15 protein-coding genes are annotated in these 22,822 nt (G+C 31.8%); 1 reads left to right on the top strand and 14 read right to left on the bottom strand.

Going from position 1 to position 22,822, the window contains the following annotated elements; translation table 11 throughout:
- Positions 1 to 125: 125 nt before the first annotated feature.
- The gene (locus IPK88_08395) at positions 126 to 5,939 is read left to right on the top strand and encodes a PKD domain-containing protein (GenBank protein MBK8243431.1); all 5,814 of its coding nucleotides are present in this window, start codon (positions 126 to 128) and stop codon (positions 5,937 to 5,939) included.
- A 454-nt stretch (positions 5,940 to 6,393) separates the two neighbouring features.
- Here IPK88_08395 and IPK88_08390 read toward each other — a convergent pair whose 3' ends face one another.
- The 14 genes from IPK88_08390 to IPK88_08325 all read right to left on the bottom strand — a co-directional run bounded on the left by IPK88_08390 (position 6,394) and on the right by IPK88_08325 (position 22,822).
- The gene (locus IPK88_08390) at positions 6,394 to 7,302 is read right to left on the bottom strand and encodes a hypothetical protein (GenBank protein MBK8243430.1); all 909 of its coding nucleotides are present in this window, start codon (positions 7,300 to 7,302) and stop codon (positions 6,394 to 6,396) included.
- Positions 7,302 to 7,553: a hypothetical protein gene (locus tag IPK88_08385; protein ID MBK8243429.1), complete on the bottom strand. Its 252-nt coding sequence runs from the start codon at positions 7,551 to 7,553 to the stop codon at positions 7,302 to 7,304. The genes IPK88_08390 and IPK88_08385 overlap by 1 nt, the downstream gene beginning before the upstream one ends.
- A 461-nt stretch (positions 7,554 to 8,014) precedes the next feature.
- Positions 8,015 to 8,578, bottom strand: a complete 564-nt coding sequence (locus IPK88_08380) for an outer membrane beta-barrel protein (GenBank protein ID MBK8243428.1) — start codon at positions 8,576 to 8,578, stop codon at positions 8,015 to 8,017.
- 59 nt (positions 8,579 to 8,637) lie between these two features.
- On the bottom strand, positions 8,638 to 9,255 hold the full coding sequence (locus tag IPK88_08375) for a hypothetical protein (protein ID MBK8243427.1): 618 nt from the start codon (positions 9,253 to 9,255) through the stop codon (positions 8,638 to 8,640).
- Positions 9,256 to 9,307: 52 nt separating this feature from the next.
- Positions 9,308 to 10,816 carry a hypothetical protein gene (locus tag IPK88_08370; protein MBK8243426.1) on the bottom strand — a complete coding sequence of 503 codons (1,509 nt, stop codon included), beginning with the start codon at positions 10,814 to 10,816 and terminating at the stop codon, positions 9,308 to 9,310.
- Between the two features lie 907 nt (positions 10,817 to 11,723).
- Positions 11,724 to 12,341, bottom strand: coding sequence for a hypothetical protein (locus IPK88_08365; protein MBK8243425.1), 618 nt, complete (start codon positions 12,339 to 12,341; stop codon positions 11,724 to 11,726).
- 127 nt (positions 12,342 to 12,468) lie between these two features.
- On the bottom strand, positions 12,469 to 13,233 hold the full coding sequence (locus IPK88_08360; protein ID MBK8243424.1) for a hypothetical protein: 765 nt from the start codon (positions 13,231 to 13,233) through the stop codon (positions 12,469 to 12,471).
- 149 nt (positions 13,234 to 13,382) lie between these two features.
- A complete protein-coding gene (locus IPK88_08355; protein ID MBK8243423.1) occupies positions 13,383 to 14,675 on the bottom strand; it encodes an SIR2 family protein in 1,293 nt (430 codons plus the stop codon).
- A 3-nt stretch (positions 14,676 to 14,678) separates the two neighbouring features.
- Positions 14,679 to 16,697, bottom strand: coding sequence for a hypothetical protein (locus tag IPK88_08350; GenBank protein ID MBK8243422.1), 2,019 nt, complete (start codon positions 16,695 to 16,697; stop codon positions 14,679 to 14,681).
- Between the two features lie 9 nt (positions 16,698 to 16,706).
- Positions 16,707 to 18,716, bottom strand: coding sequence for a site-specific DNA-methyltransferase (locus tag IPK88_08345; GenBank protein ID MBK8243421.1), 2,010 nt, complete (start codon positions 18,714 to 18,716; stop codon positions 16,707 to 16,709).
- 4 nt (positions 18,717 to 18,720) lie between these two features.
- Positions 18,721 to 21,432 carry a DEAD/DEAH box helicase family protein gene (locus IPK88_08340; GenBank protein MBK8243420.1) on the bottom strand — a complete coding sequence of 904 codons (2,712 nt, stop codon included), beginning with the start codon at positions 21,430 to 21,432 and terminating at the stop codon, positions 18,721 to 18,723.
- Between the two features lie 31 nt (positions 21,433 to 21,463).
- The gene (locus tag IPK88_08335; GenBank protein ID MBK8243419.1) at positions 21,464 to 21,799 is read right to left on the bottom strand and encodes a helix-turn-helix domain-containing protein; all 336 of its coding nucleotides are present in this window, start codon (positions 21,797 to 21,799) and stop codon (positions 21,464 to 21,466) included.
- 379 nt (positions 21,800 to 22,178) lie between these two features.
- Positions 22,179 to 22,388: a hypothetical protein gene (locus IPK88_08330; protein ID MBK8243418.1), complete on the bottom strand. Its 210-nt coding sequence runs from the start codon at positions 22,386 to 22,388 to the stop codon at positions 22,179 to 22,181.
- A gap of 29 nt (positions 22,389 to 22,417) precedes the next feature.
- Positions 22,418 to 22,822 carry a hypothetical protein gene (locus IPK88_08325; protein ID MBK8243417.1) on the bottom strand — a complete coding sequence of 135 codons (405 nt, stop codon included), beginning with the start codon at positions 22,820 to 22,822 and terminating at the stop codon, positions 22,418 to 22,420.

Below are 22,822 nucleotides of genomic sequence, written 5' to 3'. Positions count from 1 at the left end.
ATGTGCATTTGATTATATTTGCATAATGGTCTTATCTTGACGAGCCCCTAAACCATCCTCAATTTTTATTTTTGTAAAACTCAGAACTCATAAATTTTTGATTCATTATTTAAATCAATCATATTATGAAAAATCTGTATTTATTCTTTCTTCTGTTTGTTTTTTTTGACACCCATTTACTCCAAGCCCAAGCTTGTACCATCAATGGTGAAGCGTCCGTATGCCGGAATAATGTTTATAAATATGATGTTGGAATATCAGCTGGTGAGAAAGTAAACTGGAAGCTTCAGAACATGAAAGGCAGGATTATTAGTGTAAACCATGATTCTGTAACTATCTTATGGACTAAAGCAGGAACAGAATCACTTGTGGCTGAAGTCCGAGATGTCAATGGTAATCTGTTAAGAACATGTACATTGACTATTAATATAAAAGACTTCGAATATTTTACATTAGAATATTTTCCAAAACCTCCGGAAAAAACCGAAAATCAAGCCTGTAAAGGCGATCTATTACAATTTATTACCAGACATCTTATTAATTATTCTTATCGGTGGACTTATAATGATTCTATAATTGTAGACAGTACCTCTCATTCCATAAATATTATTATGGGATTAGAACAGATGGTTGATGTATGTGTAGAGATCACGAATGATGTTAATGGATGTATGGAGAAGGTATGCAAACGAATCTACTTACTTGACCTGCCTCAGTTTAGCTTTAGAATAGATTCCAGTTCTTCTAGGAATTTCTGTACACATTCAGAAATTACTTTTAAAGCAGATCCGCCAGCCATATCAGCTCCACCTTCATTATTCAATAACTATGAATGGTCTGTAATGTCTAATAATCAGGTAATAGAATCTTCCTCCCAAACTTACTATTCACCCTATAATTATACCTTTTTAACCAGTGGGAATTATACGGTCAGACTCACGGTAACCAATCAATACGGATGCAGTCATTCGGAATCCATGGAGCTTACTATTGAAGATGGAAATTCATCTCTTAACCAATTCACCAATGTAGTATGTAAGGGACAATCAATAACATATACTACCAATAATTTATGCACTTCATATCAGTGGGGTGTAGAAGGTGGTACAATACAGTATGTATCAAATGATAGTTGTACCATCTTATGGGATAAAGATCCTTCATCTGGTTATGGAATCATCAGAATCACTAAATCCGGATGTTCTACCGGAGTTTGCGATGAAGAGGAATTCTATAAAGTCTATATCATGGGAGGAGATAATCCCATAAAAGGTGAGGTCTATTTTTGTTCAGGGCAATTCCAACAGCGCTTTTCCATTAATCCAATTCCTAACGCAAGCTATATATGGCGAATATCATCAAAGAATGGTTCAGGAAATATAAGCTTAATTGATTCTACCAAGCCCACTTGTATTACAAATTTTTTATCTTTTACCGGAACATTTACATTAAGCTGTGAGGTTAAATCATCCATTCCTGCCTGCAGCACTTATCAGAGTTCGACCAATATAACTGTATATAATTTTAGTGTTAATGGAGATACTGAGTTATGTTATGGAGAAGATGCTACTTTTATCATTGCACCTGGGATGTCTGTGAGTAATAAACATGTAATATTAAAACTCAACGGTATTATTCAATACGAATATACGACTTCTGATTCCGTTATTACGATACCTCATCAATACTTGACCCAATCAGATGATCATTACAATATAGAGGTCATAATAGATATGGGACAAAGTATGACTTGTACGACTACCAAAGACTTCAAAGTTATGGATCCTGTACTTCCACCTTTTTCGATTTTGGGTCCTAATATTATATGTCCCAATACTGAGTACAGATACTCCTCAGATAAGGTAGGTTCAAATAAAATATCTTGGGAGATCGAGAATGGAATAATCATTGACACTGCTAATGCCGCTGTAATAGTCACATGGCTCGATACCACCGCTGATAAAGTACTTAAGGTGCGAAGAGAATTCAATGGATGTCTCTCTGAGTATACTTCATTGGAAGTATTATTGAAGAATATCTCCACCATTGATATTCTTGGTTCGGATACAGTATGTGTAGAATCTATGAATGATTATACATGCAGTGAATCCACTGCAGATACTTATGAATGGAGTATTATCCCTTCTGAAGCAGGAAGAATTACTTCATACCATAATGATAGTATGACAGTAGAATGGAGTAATCTAAATGGACTTCAGACTGCTATAATTAGACTGGTCATCCATTATTGTAATGATAAATCCTTAACCAAGGATAAAATAGTGTATTTTAATCTAGGAGATACCATGAAGATTAATTATGTGAACAACTGTCTTGGCGATTCTACATTACTATATCTGTCCCATCATTATAGTAATTCATATATATGGGATTTTGGAGATGGTTCAGCTACAGTGACTACCTCTTCAGATTCAGTATGGCATCATTTTAATCAAGATAATAATTATAACGTAACTGTCCAAGCTACACAACCCTATTCATGCATCATTCAAAATCCTACATTCTATAATATTCACATTTATCCAAAGCATAAATTGAGATTCGTATATGCAGAGATATGTCCTCATGAATCTGCTTTGATTCAGACCTGTGATGAATTATTGTGTATTCCACCGAACATACATTTTATGAAGTATGTAAAATTCTCTGCATCTGGAGTACCCAATAGTGGGGATTATCGATTCACTATCAATCGGAATAATCAGCTGTGGTATACTGTAAATTCTACTTCCCCTACCTTACTCATCTATGGGAATCAGTTTAGTGGTACTGAATTCAAGCTTCAGATCATTATTGAATCCATAGGGAATATCCCATGCATTACTCCTGACACATTAACATTATTGGCCTGTGAGGATGTTCCTCCAGTCATCTGTAATGCCAAAGAAATCCAGATAAGTATAGATACATTATACTTTGACAAATGTAATACTGCTAATTATGAAGGCACAATAGCAGTCTTTGGAGATTCTGATATCGTATACAAAGAATGGCAAATATTCGAAGGTAATTCCAATCCTGTTGTTCGAAATATTGAATTCCCATTCCAACTTTTAGATCAACAATATACCTTTCAGAATGCGGGCCCATACAGAATTGACCTAGTAGCAGGTAGAAAGAGCATTGATGGAGATTCTATAGTTCAGATTTGTGATACAGTAGCTAGTAGATCAGGTATTATCTATACTATTCCGGATATAATCTATAAATGGGAATGCAATGGAACTGCATACAAGCTCATAGCGTATGCTTCCGGTACTTACTATAATCCTTCAGGAGCCGCACCAATTCATAAATGGTATGTTAATAATGTTTATATTGGAATACATGATACGATAATATTAGATTCATTGACATATGCGGGTAATTCGGTCAATCTTAGGTTAGTTTCTTTCATTTCCACTAACTCTTGTGAAAGCAAATTAAATGTACTCATACCAAAACTGAATACAGCAACAATAATTCAAATGGATTCAAGTTGTCGAAATAATCTAATATCTTTTGTTTCAAATGTGCTACCGGTGAATTATCCAAAAATAAGTAGCTATTTATGGGATTTTGGAGACAATAGTTTTTCCAAAACAAAAAATCCACAACATACATTTAAAGATACAGGAACTTATAATGTACAATTTACGATAATCAATGAGTTCGGATGTACTTATCTAGCAGAAAAAATCATCAAGATATTACCCAATGAATTAGATGGTTATGTGTCATGTACACCCGATACTTGCAGATCACAATACCAACTTAAATTTAATCAAACCTATGGTAATCCTATCCAAAAATATAAATGGACTACAGGGCAAGTGATAAATCCAATATCAATAAATTCTAGTGATAGTTACAGAGTAACAATAACTGATGTCAATGGATGTATGTTTGAATCACAAAAGGAAGTATTGATTAATGATCCTTTAATAACTATAGAAGGACCTGATAAAGCATGCCCAGACGAATTAACAGAATTTACAATTTTTACGGTTGGGGATTATGATTTAAAAGTGACTAATGGAAATAGTCTAATATTAAGTTCAGGAAATAATAAGTATTCCATCCAAATGCCAAGCAATAAAGATAGTATTATTATAAAGGTGGAGGCTAAAAAAGGAAATGTGGTCTGTAAAACAATAACAAAAGTTGTCAAAATAAATAAAATTACCAACTTTGTATTAATTAATGACAGTATTACTTGTGATCCTTTTAGATTAAGAATAAAAACCAACCCAGAATTTAGTGTTATTTGGAATGACCAAAATGGGATAATTTCTAGCGGTACTTCTATTCTGACTTCGAAAAAAGGAAATTATGGTGCAACATTAATAGATTCATCTGGATGTTTTTTGTATGTAGTAACACCAATCCAAGGAAGACCAAGAGTTGGAATTAATATAACTGGGGAAGATTACATTTGTGATTCCATATTTTTCGATGGTATTCCGAAAAAAATAAATTTTTTGATAACGGAGTATCCAGCTTCCTCATGGAAAATTCTCATAGATAATGTTGTGGTTGATTCAGCAAATGGTTCTAATCCTAGATCATTGACTCTTACCAAAAACATGGAAAATAAGGAGATTAAGTTAGTCGTAAAGGATGCATTTGGTTGTCAGATAGAATCGAAGTCTTACAAATTTCATATACTTCCATGTAGTTGTAATGCATCTTATGTGACTATAGCGGCATCTCTAGATCATTATACAGATTCTGCAGATTATGATATTTATAAAATTATTGGAGTTATACGTATACCTTCTGGTTTTGACATTTGTCCAGAAGGTTTAGAATTTCTTAACCCAGTAGAATGGATTCGATACCCTACATTAGTCCAAAATGGACCATATATTGAATTGAGAAATGGTCTTGTAAGACAACCTCGCGATTCATGTAATGGCACGGTCCAATTCACTGTTCATTGGTGCAAAGGCGAAATTACATGTTCAAAGACGCAAACTTTATACTACGATTGTTGTCCTATAGAACCTGACATTTGTGATCTTAGAGTTAACCAAGTACAATGCAATTATCCTAGTATGGGATCAATAAGCATTGATCTAGAGGTATATCTTAAAGAAGCATTTATACTGAATAGTGCTTGTCGTAATGGAATCATTACGATAGAGTATCCATTAACAAATGTAATAAGTTCACCTCCTTACTATTTCACACTAACAGAACATGGTCCATCCACTCATAACATCTCTTTCACTGGCACTATGGGCCAAGGACCATTTTGCTTCTATGTCAGAATTAAATCTACAAATTTAGCTTGCAACGAAGAATGTATTTTAGGTCCGATTTGTATAAATACAAATACGTGTCAAGTTATTAATGGTAATCAATTCGCAATTATTACAAATAATTGTAGTGGTCAAAATGGTGATGGAACTAATTCATGGAATATTCTAACTCAAATTAATAACCCTGATGGTCAATATGTAATAGAATCAGTTAATGCCAATGGTGGTACGATGCAAGATAATTATTATGATATAAATGGAATTCATTGCACATTAATAATGCCTTCAAGTTCTACCACTGCGACTTTACAACTCATGGTCCATGATTTAAATCAAGGAATAGTTTTTAATACTGCACAAACTATTTCATTGGATCAATGTATAATGGGTCACTCCAAAAAGGTAATAAATACTACTCCAATGTATTCATTACAAGCCATTCCAAATCCATCTTCTCATTTAACGACTTTTTATTATAAAATGGTTAAAAATCCAATCTCACCAATAATAAAAATATATAATATTGCTTCAAATCAAGAAATTGTTAAAATCCCATGTAATGAGCATGGATTTTCAGAGTTTGATGCTAGTAATTTACCTTCCGGCGTTTATTACATTATTTTAGAAGAAAATGGTTACAAACGAAATGTTCAAAAATGGGTAGTGTTAAGATAATTTTCTAAGCTACCGATAATTTATTTAGAAGTCCTTTGAGAAATAAATCTCAAAGGACTTTATTTTGAGGTATGTTAATTTAAATAAGTTTCAATATATGTGTCTAAATTTCAATACATATAATACACCTGTTAAGGAGTTGAATATTTACAAATTTTTTTAATGTTTTAAAATAACAGCTTCAATATTAAAATTTTTGATACTTCTCTTCAAATAAATTATGCTTAAAATTATATTAAGCTAGATCCCCAAAAACAATTCAACAAATATTGGAATCTCAATTTACAATTTCGTTTATATTATAACAAGCAATATATATATTCTATTGGCTTATAAATAATATGCAAACATACATCAGGGTGACTTAAAAGGTAATCATTTATCTGGTTTATTAATTCTATTTTCTATTGATTAAGATTGCCTTCATAGTTAGAATTTGAAATACTTACTAGTATTATTTACGTGTAGCTTGATCTGTCCACCATTCTTTATGATTATCTCTAAATATAAGCCTTTTAGGCACTTTCAAATCTTCATTTTCAGGTTGCCATTCATTAGCAGGATCTATTATAAAGTCTTTAGTTATGTCCAATAAATTTTCTAACATTATTGGTTCGCGAATTGTTTTAAACAATTTCCAATATCCTCCAGCTGTCCTTTTTTCTCTATGTTCAACATCAAACCAAGAATTTTCTTCAATCCATCTTTCAGCATAACCAAAATGAACGGGCAAAACTTTTGCACCATACCCTACTTCCCAAAAATAAACACGTCCATAATACATAATATGAATAAATTTTTCAAATAATCTTGGTCTAAAATATTCAGTTCCTAAACTTTCTTTAAGTGGAATTAGCCATAAAATGGCTACATCTCTTTTTGTATACTGTTCTGTCCTTTTAGTTATTGTTCTTAAATTTAAAAAGCTTCTTTGAACTTCAATTACAACAGGTTTGCCTTTTATCCTTCCACTTATGTCAGGGACTAATTCTGAAAGTCCCTTTACTTTATCTTCTTTAATTGGTCTTTCCATTTCCCATTTTCCATCAGGGAATGCACTCTGTAAATGCAATAATATTTCCTTTTTACAGTCTTTATGCAATTGAGTTTCACCACTGCCATATATATTACTAAGCCGACCTTTATGCGCAAAATGGTCCCTTTTACCAATACATTTTCTTACAATTACGTCAGATAAACATTCTGAGCAATAGAAGGGTCCATCTTTTTTTAATGCGTCATCAGCATGAATACGTCTATTATTTGAAACCGTGTTTGCAATTCTACCAACAAGACCAAAACACATAGATATTCTTACGTCTTGCTTAATTTTAGAGTTCAATAAATCGTTTGCGTTTTCCATTAAATGTTGATTTTTGTTATTGTTAATGCATCTTTTTTAAAAATTGGAAGGCTCCTACTCATCTCTTTTGCTATTATTTTGGAATTTAAATTTTCTGGCAACAACTTTTCAAGTTGAAAATCTAATCCCGTCCGCCATGCGATAAAGATTGTAAATAAAATCTTTATAAAGATACCAGTATTCATATTATATTTACAATTAAAAGCTTTTTTTGAAATAATATCCACTGTAAAGAATAAAAATAATTCCACAACTTATATTATTTCATAAATCTATAAAAAAAATAATTATTTGATCCAATAAATTAAGTTTTACCTTAATGAGTATTTAGATAATATTTTACAATTTCCTTTAGTAAAATTATTTTTACTCACATTAAGTGGTAGAACACTTTGCCATTGATGTTGGTATTATTGACGTATCTTATTCTCTTATTTTATCAAAATTAGGATGGGTCATTATACTCCGAATTTAGTGAGTCAACACTATCCGGGTTTAGTGGGTCATTTTACTGTGGATTTTGAAAAAAACAAAGCGCCTCTACAATTTGATCTATCATTTTATTCCTAGGTCGCTTTTAAAAATTAGCATTTCTAATTTAGTTTTGTCAATAAATACAGTTAAGTATTCAATATTTCATTTCTTTTGGATAGATGTTATAAAAAATAATTTATTATAGTAAGTCAGATCAATATTTGAATATTCAAAAAAATTAGTAGAATAAATAGTAAAGTCCTATTTTAATGGAATAACTTTTGGCAGATGAATTGATTCCAATTCCCTTTAATGGATCAAAAAAATATGTATCAGAAATTTTTCTTAAACCATAAATAAAACTTCCGTTTAATTCAATTCTACGGAACCGAAATTGAAGCCCGCCAATCAAGCCAACATCATATTTCGTATATCCGGATTTGTGTTGCAAGGAATCTGAGTAATAAACAAACTTTTGTTTAAATATAAGGTGCTCAATTTGACATCCTGCATTAAATGCTAAATTTTTAATTAAATAATAATTAATTTGAAAAGGAAAAGTAGCCCAATTAGATCTATCTGAATTTGGCCAATCAAAATACTTTACTTCATAATTTCTTTGTGAAAAACCGAAACCAACTGATAGACTTGTATGATTTAACACAGGTATTTCATATGCAATCCCAATTGTATATCCTATTCCAGTTGTACCTATAGAATCATTTAATTCATAATTAAATCTATCATAAGAATTTTTAATTAACGAAAAACCAAATTTAATTACCTCAGATTGTGCAGTCAAAGCTGATTGAAATTTGGTTAAACAGAAAACTAAAATAAATATCTTTCTACAGTTAAAATTCATCTTATTTTCAAATTATAAACAATGAGTAACTCAACAGAATGAGTTTTAATTTGACTTATATCTTTCGGCACATTAGGATCATTACTAACAAGATTACTCTTGTCTCTCATTATATACAGTGGTTCTAAAAATCGAGTCCCTATATGTATATTTTTCCACAACTTGTATTGTATACCAATAATATAATCAAATTCAAAGTTTTTAAAAGCTTTTAAATATGCATATTTTGAATTGTGAATTATATATTGAAATTTTGTTCCAATTTCAAGACAAATATTTCGATTTTTTAATGGCTTGTATTTAAGAAGAACTGATGATCCTAAAAATCCATATCCCTCATCTATTAATTTGTTGAAGGAGGTATTCGCAGATGCCCTTTTATCAAAACTCAAACCATAACTAATACTCAGATCTTCCTTTGCAAATATTCCTTCATTTATAAAAGCACCAAAATGATAATTAATGGTATAAAAAGGTCTTTCAGGAGTTGTGAAAAATAATTTCTCACCATTTACTATATGTTGAACATTCGTCAAGTTTGGACCTGCAAACAATTCTAAGGTTCTTTTCTTTTGAGCTGATAAATTAACACACCAGATCAAGTAAATTACCATTAGTAATAGTTTGATTGTCCAAACTTGATGAAATAAAATTATCATATTAGATTTATGGGCACTTCGGAACAACATAATAACAATTATTATAAACAAACGATTTTCCTTCATATCCTGACGGTACTGGACCAATATAACAATTTAAACCGTCAAATGTACCTCCATAAGGGCAAACGCCACCGTTTGGACCATTTGGATAAGATTTATAGTAAAAACCATTATTCCAAATAAATGGTGATTTCGCACACACCGTTGAAAAACAATTTCTTGAATCAAAATTATATCCTGACGGACAAATATAACAAATGCATGGATTGTTGTCTTTTAAGCAACCTGTACTAAAACTTGCCACAGGCGGTTGGTCTATTATATCAAATATGGAAGTCGTGAAATTAATTCTATATGGACAAATAAATACTTCAGGATTGACTTCAAATGGACCAATTTCGGAAGAAGCAAAAGTTTTTAGATCACCATTAACCTTACAAGTCCAAGCATTGTCCTTCACAATTAAATTTTCATTAGAATGTTCTAATTTAGATGTATTTGTAGCTCCAATGTACCAATCACATCGTAAATTAAATTTGAAATGCTGTTTAAAACAACTCCAAAAACCAAAATCATCTTTTTTATCCAATTCTAATTTATTCAACCTTAAGTTAATTTTAGGGGTAGCGTAATATCTTCTTGGATTATTTAATAACCTATATGAAGTTACATTTGTCCAAACTAGCTCTACTTTTAATCTTCTTCTATTACTTGGACCATAATAATCAGTACTTGATATATTATTCGGACAGCATTCATATTCACATGAAATTCTTGATGTCAGAATTGGGTCTATAATAAACGCAGTATCACCTTCATAACTTACTGTATCTGATGGGAATCCTGGAGTATTTCTTATTTGTGCCAATTTACTCCAATTACCATCGAAAATTGTAATTCTAACTCCATCAGATTCTGCCTCAATCTGATCTCCAATCATAAAATTACCATCCATATTTCTAAACGCAGAATAAGTTATGAACTTAGGCGATATGCTTATTTCCTCTTGATTTATCCAGTTGTATCGAATTGTATTTCCAAAAGCACTGAGTAAACCATTTATTTCATATATAGTTATACTATCATTACAGTTATATTGATCCATAAAATCTAGATATGCCTTTTCAGAGGTAAGAATTGATAAAGAATTATACCACGATTCTACTTCACTTGCTGTGGCATGATTCAGAAACAATTCAGTTTTATTAAACTCATCTTGATTTGTAAAACGGATACAACTATTTGAAATAGTATATGTACCTGGCTGAAAAGTGCCAGCTATTGCTGAATCACTTTGTGTAATATTCCAACAGCTTGTATTGATTCTTGAAGTAAGTTGTTGTTTTGAAGAAAATATTTCATTGGACTCTTTCTTGCATTGTGTACAAAATAGAATTAAGAAAATAGTTATAAAAACACTGCTAATTGACCGAATGGAATTTTTTCTTGCATTCCATAGTTGTGTCCTTAGCTTATCTTTCATACTAAAGATAAAAATACTAATCTTTTTCATAATTTAAGCATTCTGTTTATGTCTTACTTTGTTTTTTGGTGTTTTCAGATCAATGTTTTCACCATTTATCGAGCCATTTGCAAGAAACTTCGTCAGAAGTATATCTTTCTAATTTTAATCACAGAATTCAACGTATCTAATGATCATTTAGTTAGATATTTTTCTTGTTCATGTCTGATAATATTTTTACACTCGAAACTCATAGTGAAAGTTTCGTTTAATTGATTAATTCATTACTTCATGTAATTAATTAAATGATCATAATTAATTACAATGAAAATAAATAAAAATACTTTTTATTTTAAAAGCATTACTTTTATAATATTCTTGCGTTGTACTTTTAGTACAATAAAATGAACATAATTTACATCCTAATACAAATACATCCTAATGCAAATAACTGTAGAATTTATGTAAACTAAAAAAACAATTATAATACAATCCAATAAGTTTACGCCTATCTTGCGATCATTTTAAATTTTGTTTTGAAATAAAAAACGGGTCAATAATTTTTCTCAAATACTTAGTAGGCATAGTGTTAATACTAAGTCATGTCTCTCTTTTCCTAACTTTGCGGCAATAAGCAAATGTAAAATGTTCATAAATAAAATCCTAATTTTTTTTAAAATATTTTTAAATATTTATTTAACATATTTGTATTTTATTATATATCAATAAATTAATATGCATCTAAATCATTTTAGTTAGTTTAAGTTCATCTTATCCATTTCAAATTGTGATTGATCAATAATTTCAATCGATTAAACACTTCTAAAGATATATAAAGATGATTTTGAGAATAGATCTCAAAGGACTTCATACTTTGGCAGATAAAAAATTCATAATATCTGAAATGGCACTTCCTTCTTGGCTTCTCTGTCAATCACATGGTTTTTAAAACCTATTTTTATTTTGACTTTCTTCTTAATGTTCTTCTTATTGGTTTCTCATCATCAGAAATTGATTCTAAAAATTTGAAACCACCATAGAATGCAAGTCCATGGATGATTGTGTTTAAAAAAATTTTATTGTCCTTTTGATCCCTTATTAGTCTAACCGTTGCATAAGTGTTGTTTAATAATGCACCAATTAACTGCCATTTTTCCTCTAAGTCAGTTTGTTTTCCGTTCAATGTTATGTATTGTGTAACATTAGGAATAAAATTACCAACGTCTGTTCCTTCCAAAACAAAAACAACTAAAGGTTTATCAGCCATATATGCCATTCCTGATTCTACATGTAACATCTCGGAAATTGCAAATTTTGAATTTTCTGTCTTAAGGTCTTTTTGAATATAACGAGGTGTTGCTACAACCACAACAAAGTCGGCTAGCGGTATATTTATCTTCATTAATTCTGCTGCGTTTGTTGGTGCAGCAGAAAACTTACCAACTGTTCCAATAGGTAATATTCTATATGCTTTCAAAATTCTTTCTATAAAGTCGACAAATGGCTTATCCTCTGTCCGTAAACTACAACTGATAAATGCCTTTGAAATATATTCTGTTTGATCTGATTGTGTCATTAGATAGCTTTTACTTTTAGCTTGAATGTAAATGGATAGACGCTACACCGCCATATCTTTAGTAGCAAAACTAAAAAAATAATTTTTCTTTTCCATAGAAAATTAAGTGATAATAATTTTCGATACTTTAGGGTTTAGAATCAAATGTCACGTTCGCGACCGTGGTACTATTTATTAGTTTTATAATACTTACAACTGTTACAATACTTATTGTGCAAACTTCTGCAAGCAAGGGGTTTGCATTTAAGTCATGTGTTAATCTATTTGCGAGATCAACTGACTTTTCAGCAGTTGTAATTGCGGCAATTGAGAAATCTCTTAATTCTTTGTTTATAGACCCGCTTAATTCACATTTAATATAAGTATGAAGTCGGTTTTTGAATTTTCCTTCAGAAAGATCGATTAAGGCTTCTGGTATATGTTTGGAAGGAATAAAAACTATGTTAGACAATTTCTGAAGTATTGTTCTTCCAGCATTTCCTACATTTTGGTAATCAATTGAATTCGTAGCTGATTTTAAAAGTTTAATCATATGATTTTGCTCATTATTAATTTCTTCCCATGGAGTTATTATTGGAACTATGGTGTTTTGTAAAATTTGAAACTTATTTAAATCTGGATATACTTCTACTCCTATGGTCCTTCTATGAGTGAATTCAAAATATTTATTCAAAATTGATATTTTAAACAAGTGTATCGATTGTTGATATTTTTTATATAGCTGCGGGTCAACAATTATATGTAATACTTCTCCATCACCAGAGACAAAGGTATAGCTGTACTCAACGTAAATTACAGAATGCATTAGAAACTCATGAATTTCAGAAGTAGCACTTGTCTCAAATAAGTCTAAAAGATAATGATATATTTTATCTTCCAATCTCTTTTCCATAATAAATTAATTAGTTACTTGTTGATAATTTTATGTATTCAAATTCAAATAATTACATTAATATTTCCATGTATTCTTCGATAGCCTCTTAATACTTATTAGTATTAGCATCACAATATAATTAAAAACTTATATCAGTATAATAATAGTTAAAATGGATATTCTTCTGCTCTTTTACTTTCATATTCTGTAATAAAATTAGTAAATACTTCACCCCCATTTTTGAAATAGGTTTCTAAAAATGTTTTCATCCCAACTGGTAATAACTCCAAAGAATTTGCATTTACTTGTTTAATATTGAATTCTGGCATTTCTGAATAAAAAGAATTTTCTTGAATTTCTTGGATATACTTTGCTAAATCAACTGCCGTAATATTTTGTGGGTATTTTATTTTTAAAAAAAAATCATCATATAAAAACTTAAAACCATCTTTAGTTTCTGTCTTCAATTTTTCAGGTCCAAAAAATGGATTAATAATTATAAGCTTTTTTGAATCGCCGTTTACTGCTTTAATTAAGAGATTATTTATATAAGGGTCAAAAAAACTATATCCAATTACAAAAATGTAACTCTTCTCTTTTAATTTTTTTTGAAATTGTTGTAATAATGAAAAAAACGGTTCAACAGAGAATGTTTTTGTTCCTTGACCAAATATTACATAAGGATTATGTTCTTGTTCTATATATTGCTCATCTTCAGGAACTAATTTATCTTTTTCTTTAAATTCTCCGCTATCAAGTCGAACCCAATCCAATGAACCGTGGAGTTTATATAAATTAATTCTACCATAATCTTCTGGTATATTCTCTTCTTCAAATCCACGCCATTCGCCACTTACAAAACCTCGCCAAGGATTGATTTGATTATCTGTAAAATACTTTTCAAGAACCATATCATTATTTAGCGAAAAAATATCCATCCTAAAATTTGTCGAAGGGTAAGATTGGAAAAATTCTTTTAGAGGGTTTAAAAACTCTAAATTGCTTGGTTCTAACCATTCTCGAAGTAGTCTTGATTTTATTATCCTATCTAATGAACCAAATAATGTATCCGCTTGTTTATCTGATTCAGGAAGTGAATCAAACTCTGATTCTAAAAGCACAAGTTTGTCTGCCCAGTTTCCAGTGATGGGATATGGCAAGAAATTTTCTCTGTTTTTTACTCTTCTTATTAATAAAGCCAATTCTTCAATGTTTGGAGTAAACTTAAAGTTTTCCGAAGTCTCAAGAGTTCGCCATTCACTATGATACTCAAGACAAGACAATAAAAATTTCAATGCTTCCTTTTCGGGTTTGTTAAAGGTTTCATTATCGCTACTACTAATTTTTCGTTTAAGGTCTTCCAACATACCAGACGATAATTTACATCCTGAATCATATGATGCACCTGCACCAAAGAAGAAAAGACTATTATTTATTGCATCAGTTATAGTTATATTCATATCTTATAAAAACCAAGGAGTATTATTAACTGTTTCATTATTTGGTAAAACACCATTGTAATTAGCAGCAAACTCAGCTATCAATTTAGCATAAATTGTAGTAGCTGGTTGGCTTCTTTGTTTCAATCCTTTCCAATATAATCTTGAAAATTCATAGACTTGACTTATTAAGTCTTTGTGTGAAAAGCCACCAGTATCAGCAAAGTGAATCGCTACTTTGATTGGTAATTCTTCGGCCACACTTCTTAAAGGATTTTTTTGATAGCGGGTGTTATTAAAAAGTAGATATTCTGTTTTGCTAACTCTTACATATGTTCCACTTTCAGGCATTCCCATTGTAAAATCCTTATCAAAACAAATGTCCATTTGAGATTTACTGTCATTAATTTCCACAATTGCAAAAGGTATATTTAATCTTAATTCCTTTTGTATAAGGTCTTCAATTGATTTTTGTTCTCTTCCGCTTTGGGGTTTATAATAATGTATTACTAATCTCTCAGGCAGGGATTCTTTTTGACTAATGTATTGTTCAATTGCAGATTTTAAATTACTTATTAAGGCTGTTTCAGAATTTGTTTCAGGAAAACCAAATGTTTTACCAAGCTCTCCATCGTTTGAAAAGAACACCGCACTACCAATAAATCGATTTTCACCAATACTTTCTTGATTGAACCCAATTACTAATTCATCAGTCTTCTTGGTTTTTAAACGCCAAGGTATTCCACCAAGTTTTGCTAAAATACCGATTGAAATATTTGGTAAAAAGTAATGAAAACTTCCTGAATGAATATTTTTATCTTGGATAAATTGAGTTGGTATGCCCTTCTCTAAAAATTTCCTCTTAATCTCATAATACATTGGGTTTTCATCTTCCTCAATTTCTTCTTTATCCTGACTACTATTCGGATTAATAATTATAGCTAACAAATCACCGTAATATTCATTTGGCAGATTTTCCGCAAGAAAACTATCCATTCTGTTTTTTAAGTCATCAACTCCTGAGTATTGAATTTTTAAATCAGATAGACGAATGGGTATTCCAACATAGCTCCACAAGCCAGGGTAGTGTTTTAAGCCATTTTTTAAATATAAATAAAGTTGGTTAGCATCTCTACTATTCTCATATACAAAGATGAATTTTACATCCATTGCTTTAGGCGAAGGTTTATAAATGCCATAGTCTCTCATTCCTGTAACTGCATTAATATCTGTCTTTTCTTTTCCGAAAAGCATAAGATTTTCATTAATATTTACTTTGTTTAAATCGATTTGTTCAACATTTTTTAATCCACCTGCTTCGATTTTAAAGTTATCCTTGTCAAGGCTAAGCAACTGGTTATTGTAGAAGGCAACTAATTGTTTGTATAAATTCTTGTAGTTTAATTTTCTTGGTTCATTACTGATTCCTAATTTAGTTCGTTTGTCTCTATTTGCAATTATTCGGCAATTATTCACACCTTCTTTACCTCCAAGAGGCTTAATAAAACTGTCTTGATTATCAATAATTCTAATTTTATCAATTCGTTCAAAAGTTTGTGTTTGATTGCTTATTAGTGTTTTTTCACTGCCAATATTAAATGCAACTTCCTTTCTATGCGTCCGCACTAATAAATCGTATCTTCTATAAATACTCCATTCATTATTGAAATCATCTATTTTCTCATAAACACTTAGGTCGTTACCTTTAGGAAATGGCTCAACTAGAAAAGCCCTTTTTTTAAAGAAATTAATTAGTTGTTCCCGAATAAATTTTTCTTTGAATCTATTAAAAAGGTAATCTTCGGACTTAATTGCAAGAAAGTCAAAATTACTTGGTTCTGTAAAGCTGTAATAAATATAATCTTCTTCTTTTAATCCATTTGCCCACTGAGAAAAGGTCTCTTCTTTAAGGCGATTTGAAATGCGTTGTTTAAAATGCGTAACTTGCATCCTGAAAATTAAATTGTCAATTTTAGACAGATATAAATTCGGAACTTCGTCTGACAAAATATAATTTACTCTATTTATAATAAGATTTGTCATATTGTATTTTTAAAACGCATTAAACATATCACCCATATAATGTTTTAGATTGTATTTTTTTGATGTATCTAAAGCACGTTCAAGGCAAATGAACTTTTTGTCTATGTATTTCTTGAAATACTCAACAGTATCCATATGAATGGAAACATCTAAACATATCAAGGTTTCTTTTATGTTACCTGTCCCAACACTAGCAGGATCTGTGGCAAGATAGATTTCATTTTTTTTGAACTGTTCTTGCTTTTCTGTTGTGTAATTTAAGTTGAAACCTTTTTTCAATAATATTTCTGTCAATAATTCATCACGATTGAAAGCTGTTATTAATTGAGCCTCTTTGTCTCGAATATATTTTTTGAGCAATTCTATATTTTCTTCGTCCGTTTTTTCTGGGTCAGGAGCAAACTCAACTCTTGGAAAATTTGATTTTACCAATTTGAATACTTTAAAACCTAAGCCTTTTATAGAATCTTCTTTATGACCATTTGTAAATAAATCGGGTTGTTCCTTTTTTCTTTCCTCAACTATCCTTTCTACAACTCGTTTATTACGCTCTATGGTTATATCACTAATTTTTTTATACCCCGCTTTGTAGGCTTCACTCATTTCGTCTGTCGCCTCTGGAATCTGGATCAATATAAATTTGCGATCGCCAAAATCTTCTTGGTTTAATTCAAAGACCGAATGTCCTGTAGAGCCTGATCCCCCAAAAAAATCTAAAATAATATCTCCCTTTTTTAATACGAAGGGCAAAAAGGAATTTATAAATCTATAAGGCTTGGGATTTGTGAAAAGACGTTGAGAGTTTGGAAAAATCTCTTTCAAGTCATAGGACCCAATTCGTCCATCTAAATCTATTATACTTGATAACTTCTCCTCGTAGTCTTTTGCGTAGACTTTAAGTTCAATAATTTTTGTCTCGTCTTCACCGAATAGTATTTTCTCTTCGTTTATCAGATTGGTCATCGTATCTTTAGGAAACCTGTAACCCATTAAGGGCTGTTTACAAGGCTTAATTGTTACTGGATGAAGTACATCATACCTGTATCCTTCTTTCCCTGGATTGTGTACGCTTTGGCTGCCAGTATAAACACCACCAGTATCGATGTATTTATATCGATCCAGAGGCCAGAGCTCGGATTTATGGGCACGATACCACTCATTGTATTTAGTAATTAGTATATCAAGGTTGTCATTTTCCTTAACGAGGGCGTTGCCAATATTAATTAGTACTTCCTTTACATCTGATAACTGACTCTTCCATTCGTTTTCCAACGAACTTTTATCTTTTGCATAGCAATGAACATATTCGTGCTCTATTGCAATTTGAGTTGGATTGTTATCCGTAGCGTTTTTCCATACAATAGTGCCAATCCAGTTTTCTTCACCAAAAACTTCATCCCCTACCTTTCTCAAATGATGAACTTCACTGTCATCTATGGAAATAAAAATAACACCATCTGATTTTAAGAATTGCCTTGCGATCAGTAACCGACTATAAATCATATTGAGCCAATTACTATGATATCGGCCATCTGTCTCAGCATTCGTGTCTATTTTAAAGCCATTTTCGACAACACCAGCATCTTCCCAATATCCTTTTGTATCCTGCTTCCAAATATCCTTATAGACAAAATCTTTATCCTTATTATAAGGGGGATCAATGTAGATGCATTTTATCTTTTCTCGGTAACTATCACTAAGTAATTTGAGGACTTCTAAATTTTCTCCTTCAATAATAGTGTTTTCGCATTTGGTAGGGTTCACGCTTCTGTTTTCATCATAAACCAAGGTTGCATTACTTGGAGTAAACGCATTACGTTTCGCCTGGCTTTTGCCAAACCAACGAAATTCATAACGTTCAGTTTCGCTTACGTTTTTTGGGTCTACTACCTTTTTGAGTTCGTCAATATTGAGTTTCCCTTCATTAGTGAAGAGGTCAGGAAACAGTTTTTTCAGGCTATCCAAACGCTCTTTATTCAGATCGCTACTCAAGGGCATATAATCGTTAATATTTTCCATTGTCTTATGCTTGTTCAATTACTTTGTTAATGGTTTTATCTGCTTCGGTTCTAAAGAACTGGTAATCTTTAATTGGTGCGTTGTAATGCACTTCCACGCCTAAGGTTGTAAAGTGTTTCATTGCACACTTTATTTTATATACTTCGCTTTCGGTCAGTGCTTTTTTGTCGTTGATGTTGTTTGTTCCTTTGGTTTCTAACACAAAATAAAATTCTTTCTCATTTCCGCTTTTCAATTCCTTTCGTTTCATTATCAAACCAAAATCAGGTTCATATTCTCCAATGGGTGTTTTGATTTTATACCAACTTGGCAATTTGATAAAGCAAACAATTTCGGGGTCTCTGTCAGCACCTAAAGAAAATTGGCGTTCCACATCACTATCAATTAGCATTTTGTCAAACACGCCCTTATTTGGCGTATCAACGTAACCATTTGAAACCACATTTCTTATAAAATCATTAAAGCTAAACGGATAACTTTCACCAATTAAATGGTAATCTAAACCTCTTAGCATTTCATCCAATTCTATGTTGCGAATAATTGCCGCTGCTTCGTGAATGTATCTCGGTGGATTTTTAATTAGTTCATTGTGATTGGTTAATTGTTCAACAATTTTAAAAAGTGTGTTGTAGCTCAATCCTGTGTTTTCGCTTAATTCTTCAACCAAATCCAAAGGTGTAAACCTTGCTTTTTGCTTGATGCTTTCCGTACCGCCAAAAGTGTCTTGTTTACCTTCGTCTGTAATTTCATTAATTAAATGACTTGATGCTTCAATTACATAATCAGGAATAGTTATGGCGTTAATTCTTTGAGTTGCCGTTTCAATTAAATTTTCTTCATTAAACGCAATAGTATAATCGGTTTTCTTTGCTAAAGATTTCCAAAACCGTTTAAACGCTGCATCAATAGTATCGGAAGGATTACGTTTGAATTGAACTTCGTCTTGTGGTTTGCCTTTGTGCGTATGTGTCATACCTGCACCCGCTTTCGTGCTGCCATATATGGCTTTTATTTCTTCCTGATACTGCGTTACAAATGTTTCATAGGTTTCATTTGGAATTACAGTCAATTGATTGATGCGTTCAGCATCTTCAACAGTCAAAGCATCATAAATCCTTTGTCCGTCTTGGTTTACACAAATACGCAAACCCCTACCAATCTCTTGTCGTTTACGGATTTCGGAATATGCAGTGTTTAAAGTTGCGATATTGAAAACATTTGGATTGTCCCAACCAACACCCAAAGCGGAGTGAGAAAAAATAAATTGAACAGGGTTTGAAATGGTCAACAATTCTTCTTTTCCTTTTAAAATCAATTCATAAATTTTCCCTTGTTCTTTTACGCCTCCTTCGTTGTCGGCATATTCACCACTTGCTTTTTGTGCAAAATAATATCCTTGAATATCTTGTATATGTTGGTCGGTTGCATCTTTACCATCGTTATACTCAGGATAAATTCCTTTGTATTTTTCAATGAAAAGGTTTTTGATAACGGGAGTTTCTCCCATATAGTTTGCAACTCTGTCAATAAAAATTAGTGATAAACATTTTATTCCATTGGTCGCCAATTTTTGCGTTTTAGCAAAATGGCGGTGTATGAGCCATTCTAATTGCAAAGCCCAAATGTTTTCTAAATTACCTGATGCTTGTTTTTCAAATAACTCAACACCATTAGAAAAAGTAATACTCCATTTTCCACTTTTCAAACTCTTATTGATACGTTCAACTTTATAGTTTAAGTAACTTGGATTGTTTGTTTTTTCACCCAAATTGTCGCCAACTTTAAGCCAAGCCGTAAGTTTAAAATCAAACTTGTTTGTTGAGTTAGATTGATGCCAAGCCTTTAGTTTAGCTTTCGGGGCACTTGTTCCGTTTTGTGTTTCTGCTAATTCAATTTTTATGGTTGCTTCGTCATTCTTTTCGGTAACGGTCAACACTTCAATTTTTTTAACCAACCCCTGCTTGTAACTGTCATAAGGCGTTAAGCGATATAGTAAGTTTTTTACAGCTTTATGAGTTGCGGAATATCGGATTTTAAATAATGGATTGAGTTTCGCAATTTGCTTAACAGAGTTTTCTGTATCCATTCCCTCCTGTGGCTCGTCCATTAAAATAATTGGATTTGTTTTTCCGATTGCATCTATAAAAGGAATGTTTGCAAACAAATCTTCACGTTGTGCCTGATTTAATATTTTGTCTTCAGAGTTGAAAGAAGCCAACGTCATAATCATTACTTGTGGATGCTGGTCTTCAATAAAGTTGGTAACTTTGCTCAACTTCTTACTGTCATACTCAAAAGAGTTGGGTTTGAAGCCGTAAATGCTTTCTAATTGGCTGTTAAATGAGTTGAATGTTCCTAAAACGCCTTGTCTGATAGCAACAGAAGGAACTAGAATGATAAATTTTGTAAAGCCATAATGTTTATACAATTCGTATATGGTTTTGATGTACACAAGCGTTTTACCTGTGCCTGTTTCCATTTCTATTGTTAAGTCCTTTTCTGCTGTAAGGTTTAAAGTTTCAAGTTCAATTCCGTTTTCTTCAGCAATTGATTTTATATTTTCTTGTAATTGTTCAAAAGAAAGTTTAGAAACATTTGAACGGATGCCTTCAAAGCAAGCATTGTCAAAAGTGTTTTTCTCTGTTCCGTCAAACACCTTTACCACCGCTTGAATGGCTTCATCCTGATATTTTAGATTTTCAAGTTTTAATTCCATTATTTCTTGCCGTTCTTTTTGGTGATGTACTTTATTTACTCACCGATTTTATTTTTTTAATTGGTATTCGTGATTTAGCATAGCTAAGTTCTTCTTCGGCGGCAATTAAAATGTCCTTTGCAAATTTCTCGTCTGCCAATTGATAGGCAACTTGTTTGCTCATAAACTTTATTACGAGTTCCTTTTCATCCACCTTGAAAGTCTTTGCAATGATTGGCAACATTTGTCTGCTTACTGGTCGTTCTCCACGTTCCAATTTGCTAAGTGTGCTTTGGTCTATGTCGAGCAATGCAGCAAGTTTCCGTAATGGCATTTCAGCCTGTTCCCTTAACTGTCTAATGTAGTCGCCTATGTTTTCTATATGCATCTTGATTTATTTGTCTTGACAACAGTGTCAAAGATATAAATCATTTTAATATGAAGTATAATTTTTGATAACTAAATATTAATTTCTTTAACATAATTTTAGGCTTTATCCCTAAAATTAAAATACCCTGAATATATTGCTATATCCAGGGTATGGTGTTCTCAAGGGACTCAAAACAATAATTGCTAAATCAATAAAGGAAATATATCATTCCTTTTTTCTACATAATCGCTTCACCAGATTGGTAGCGAGATAAGATGATATGGCTCCGAGTGAAGATAAAAAGATAGTCTTAAACAAATCATTTATATCTATGCAAGAACAAATGCCTACTAAGGAACCAAAACATGTGGCGAGAAAACTGTGATCTGACTTCATCCTATTCTTCTTTCTCGACTGTTATCTGACTTACCGAACTCAATACTCCAGATGCTACCATAACATATCCAGCCACACTGATCACTAGTGGTGGAAGAGTAATGGGTGAGCTCAAAATGGCTCCGGCAACTCCTGCCAGGATTAATCCGATATTACGAAGCCGCTTGAAGAGTATTGGTGTGGGTGCTTTCCACCTTTCTAGCATACTCAATGGCTTGGAAGAACTTTTATGAATGCTTTTCATGGTGTTGTGTTTTTAATGGTTAAAAATAATGTTCCCTTTTTCATCAGACTCAAGTTGGCAATACTCATCATCTGCATAAAGGCCTTTTTGGAATAGATTCCTTGGCCTTCGCCCGTAAGACAAATGACTGGAGCTATGCATCCTTGCAGTTCTTCACTAGCATTATTGGCAGTATGTATAAGGATGTGATCTCGATCTATAATATTCTTGACTAAGAGCACATTTCCAAACTTCTGACTATAATGCTTTATCAGTTCATATCTTCCTTCCGGAATACAGGAGACTCTTCTACTGTTGTTCAGCCAAGGAAGTTCTATGGTATGGCAGATCAATTGACCACCACACCACAGACTTCCATTGCTGCCATTCGGAAAATATTCTCGGATTAGTATCCATTCCAT

It is taken from the genome of Candidatus Defluviibacterium haderslevense (assembly GCA_016712225.1).
Classification (GTDB): domain Bacteria; phylum Bacteroidota; class Bacteroidia; order Chitinophagales; family Saprospiraceae; genus Vicinibacter; species Vicinibacter haderslevensis.
This window is presented reverse-complemented; position numbering and strand designations above follow the sequence as displayed.

Bases quoted from the DNA above. Each gene is read 5' to 3' on its own strand.
- IPK88_08395 (MBK8243431.1), top strand. From the start codon at position 126: ATGAAAAATCTGTATTTATTCTTTCTTCTGTTTGTTTTTTTTGACACC.
- IPK88_08390 (MBK8243430.1), bottom strand. From the start codon at position 7,302: ATGGAAAACGCAAACGATTTATTGAACTCTAAAATTAAGCAAGACGTA.
- IPK88_08375 (MBK8243427.1), bottom strand. From the start codon at position 9,255: ATGGTAATTTACTTGATCTGGTGTGTTAATTTATCAGCTCAAAAGAAA.
- IPK88_08370 (MBK8243426.1), bottom strand. From the start codon at position 10,816: ATGAAAAAGATTAGTATTTTTATCTTTAGTATGAAAGATAAGCTAAGG.
- IPK88_08365 (MBK8243425.1), bottom strand. From the start codon at position 12,341: ATGACACAATCAGATCAAACAGAATATATTTCAAAGGCATTTATCAGT.
- IPK88_08360 (MBK8243424.1), bottom strand. From the start codon at position 13,233: ATGGAAAAGAGATTGGAAGATAAAATATATCATTATCTTTTAGACTTA.
- IPK88_08355 (MBK8243423.1), bottom strand. From the start codon at position 14,675: ATGAATATAACTATAACTGATGCAATAAATAATAGTCTTTTCTTCTTT.
- IPK88_08350 (MBK8243422.1), bottom strand. From the start codon at position 16,697: ATGACAAATCTTATTATAAATAGAGTAAATTATATTTTGTCAGACGAA.
- IPK88_08345 (MBK8243421.1), bottom strand. From the start codon at position 18,716: ATGGAAAATATTAACGATTATATGCCCTTGAGTAGCGATCTGAATAAA.
- IPK88_08340 (MBK8243420.1), bottom strand. From the start codon at position 21,432: ATGGAATTAAAACTTGAAAATCTAAAATATCAGGATGAAGCCATTCAA.
- IPK88_08335 (MBK8243419.1), bottom strand. From the start codon at position 21,799: ATGCATATAGAAAACATAGGCGACTACATTAGACAGTTAAGGGAACAG.
- IPK88_08325 (MBK8243417.1), bottom strand. From the start codon at position 22,822: ATGGAATGGATACTAATCCGAGAATATTTTCCGAATGGCAGCAATGGA.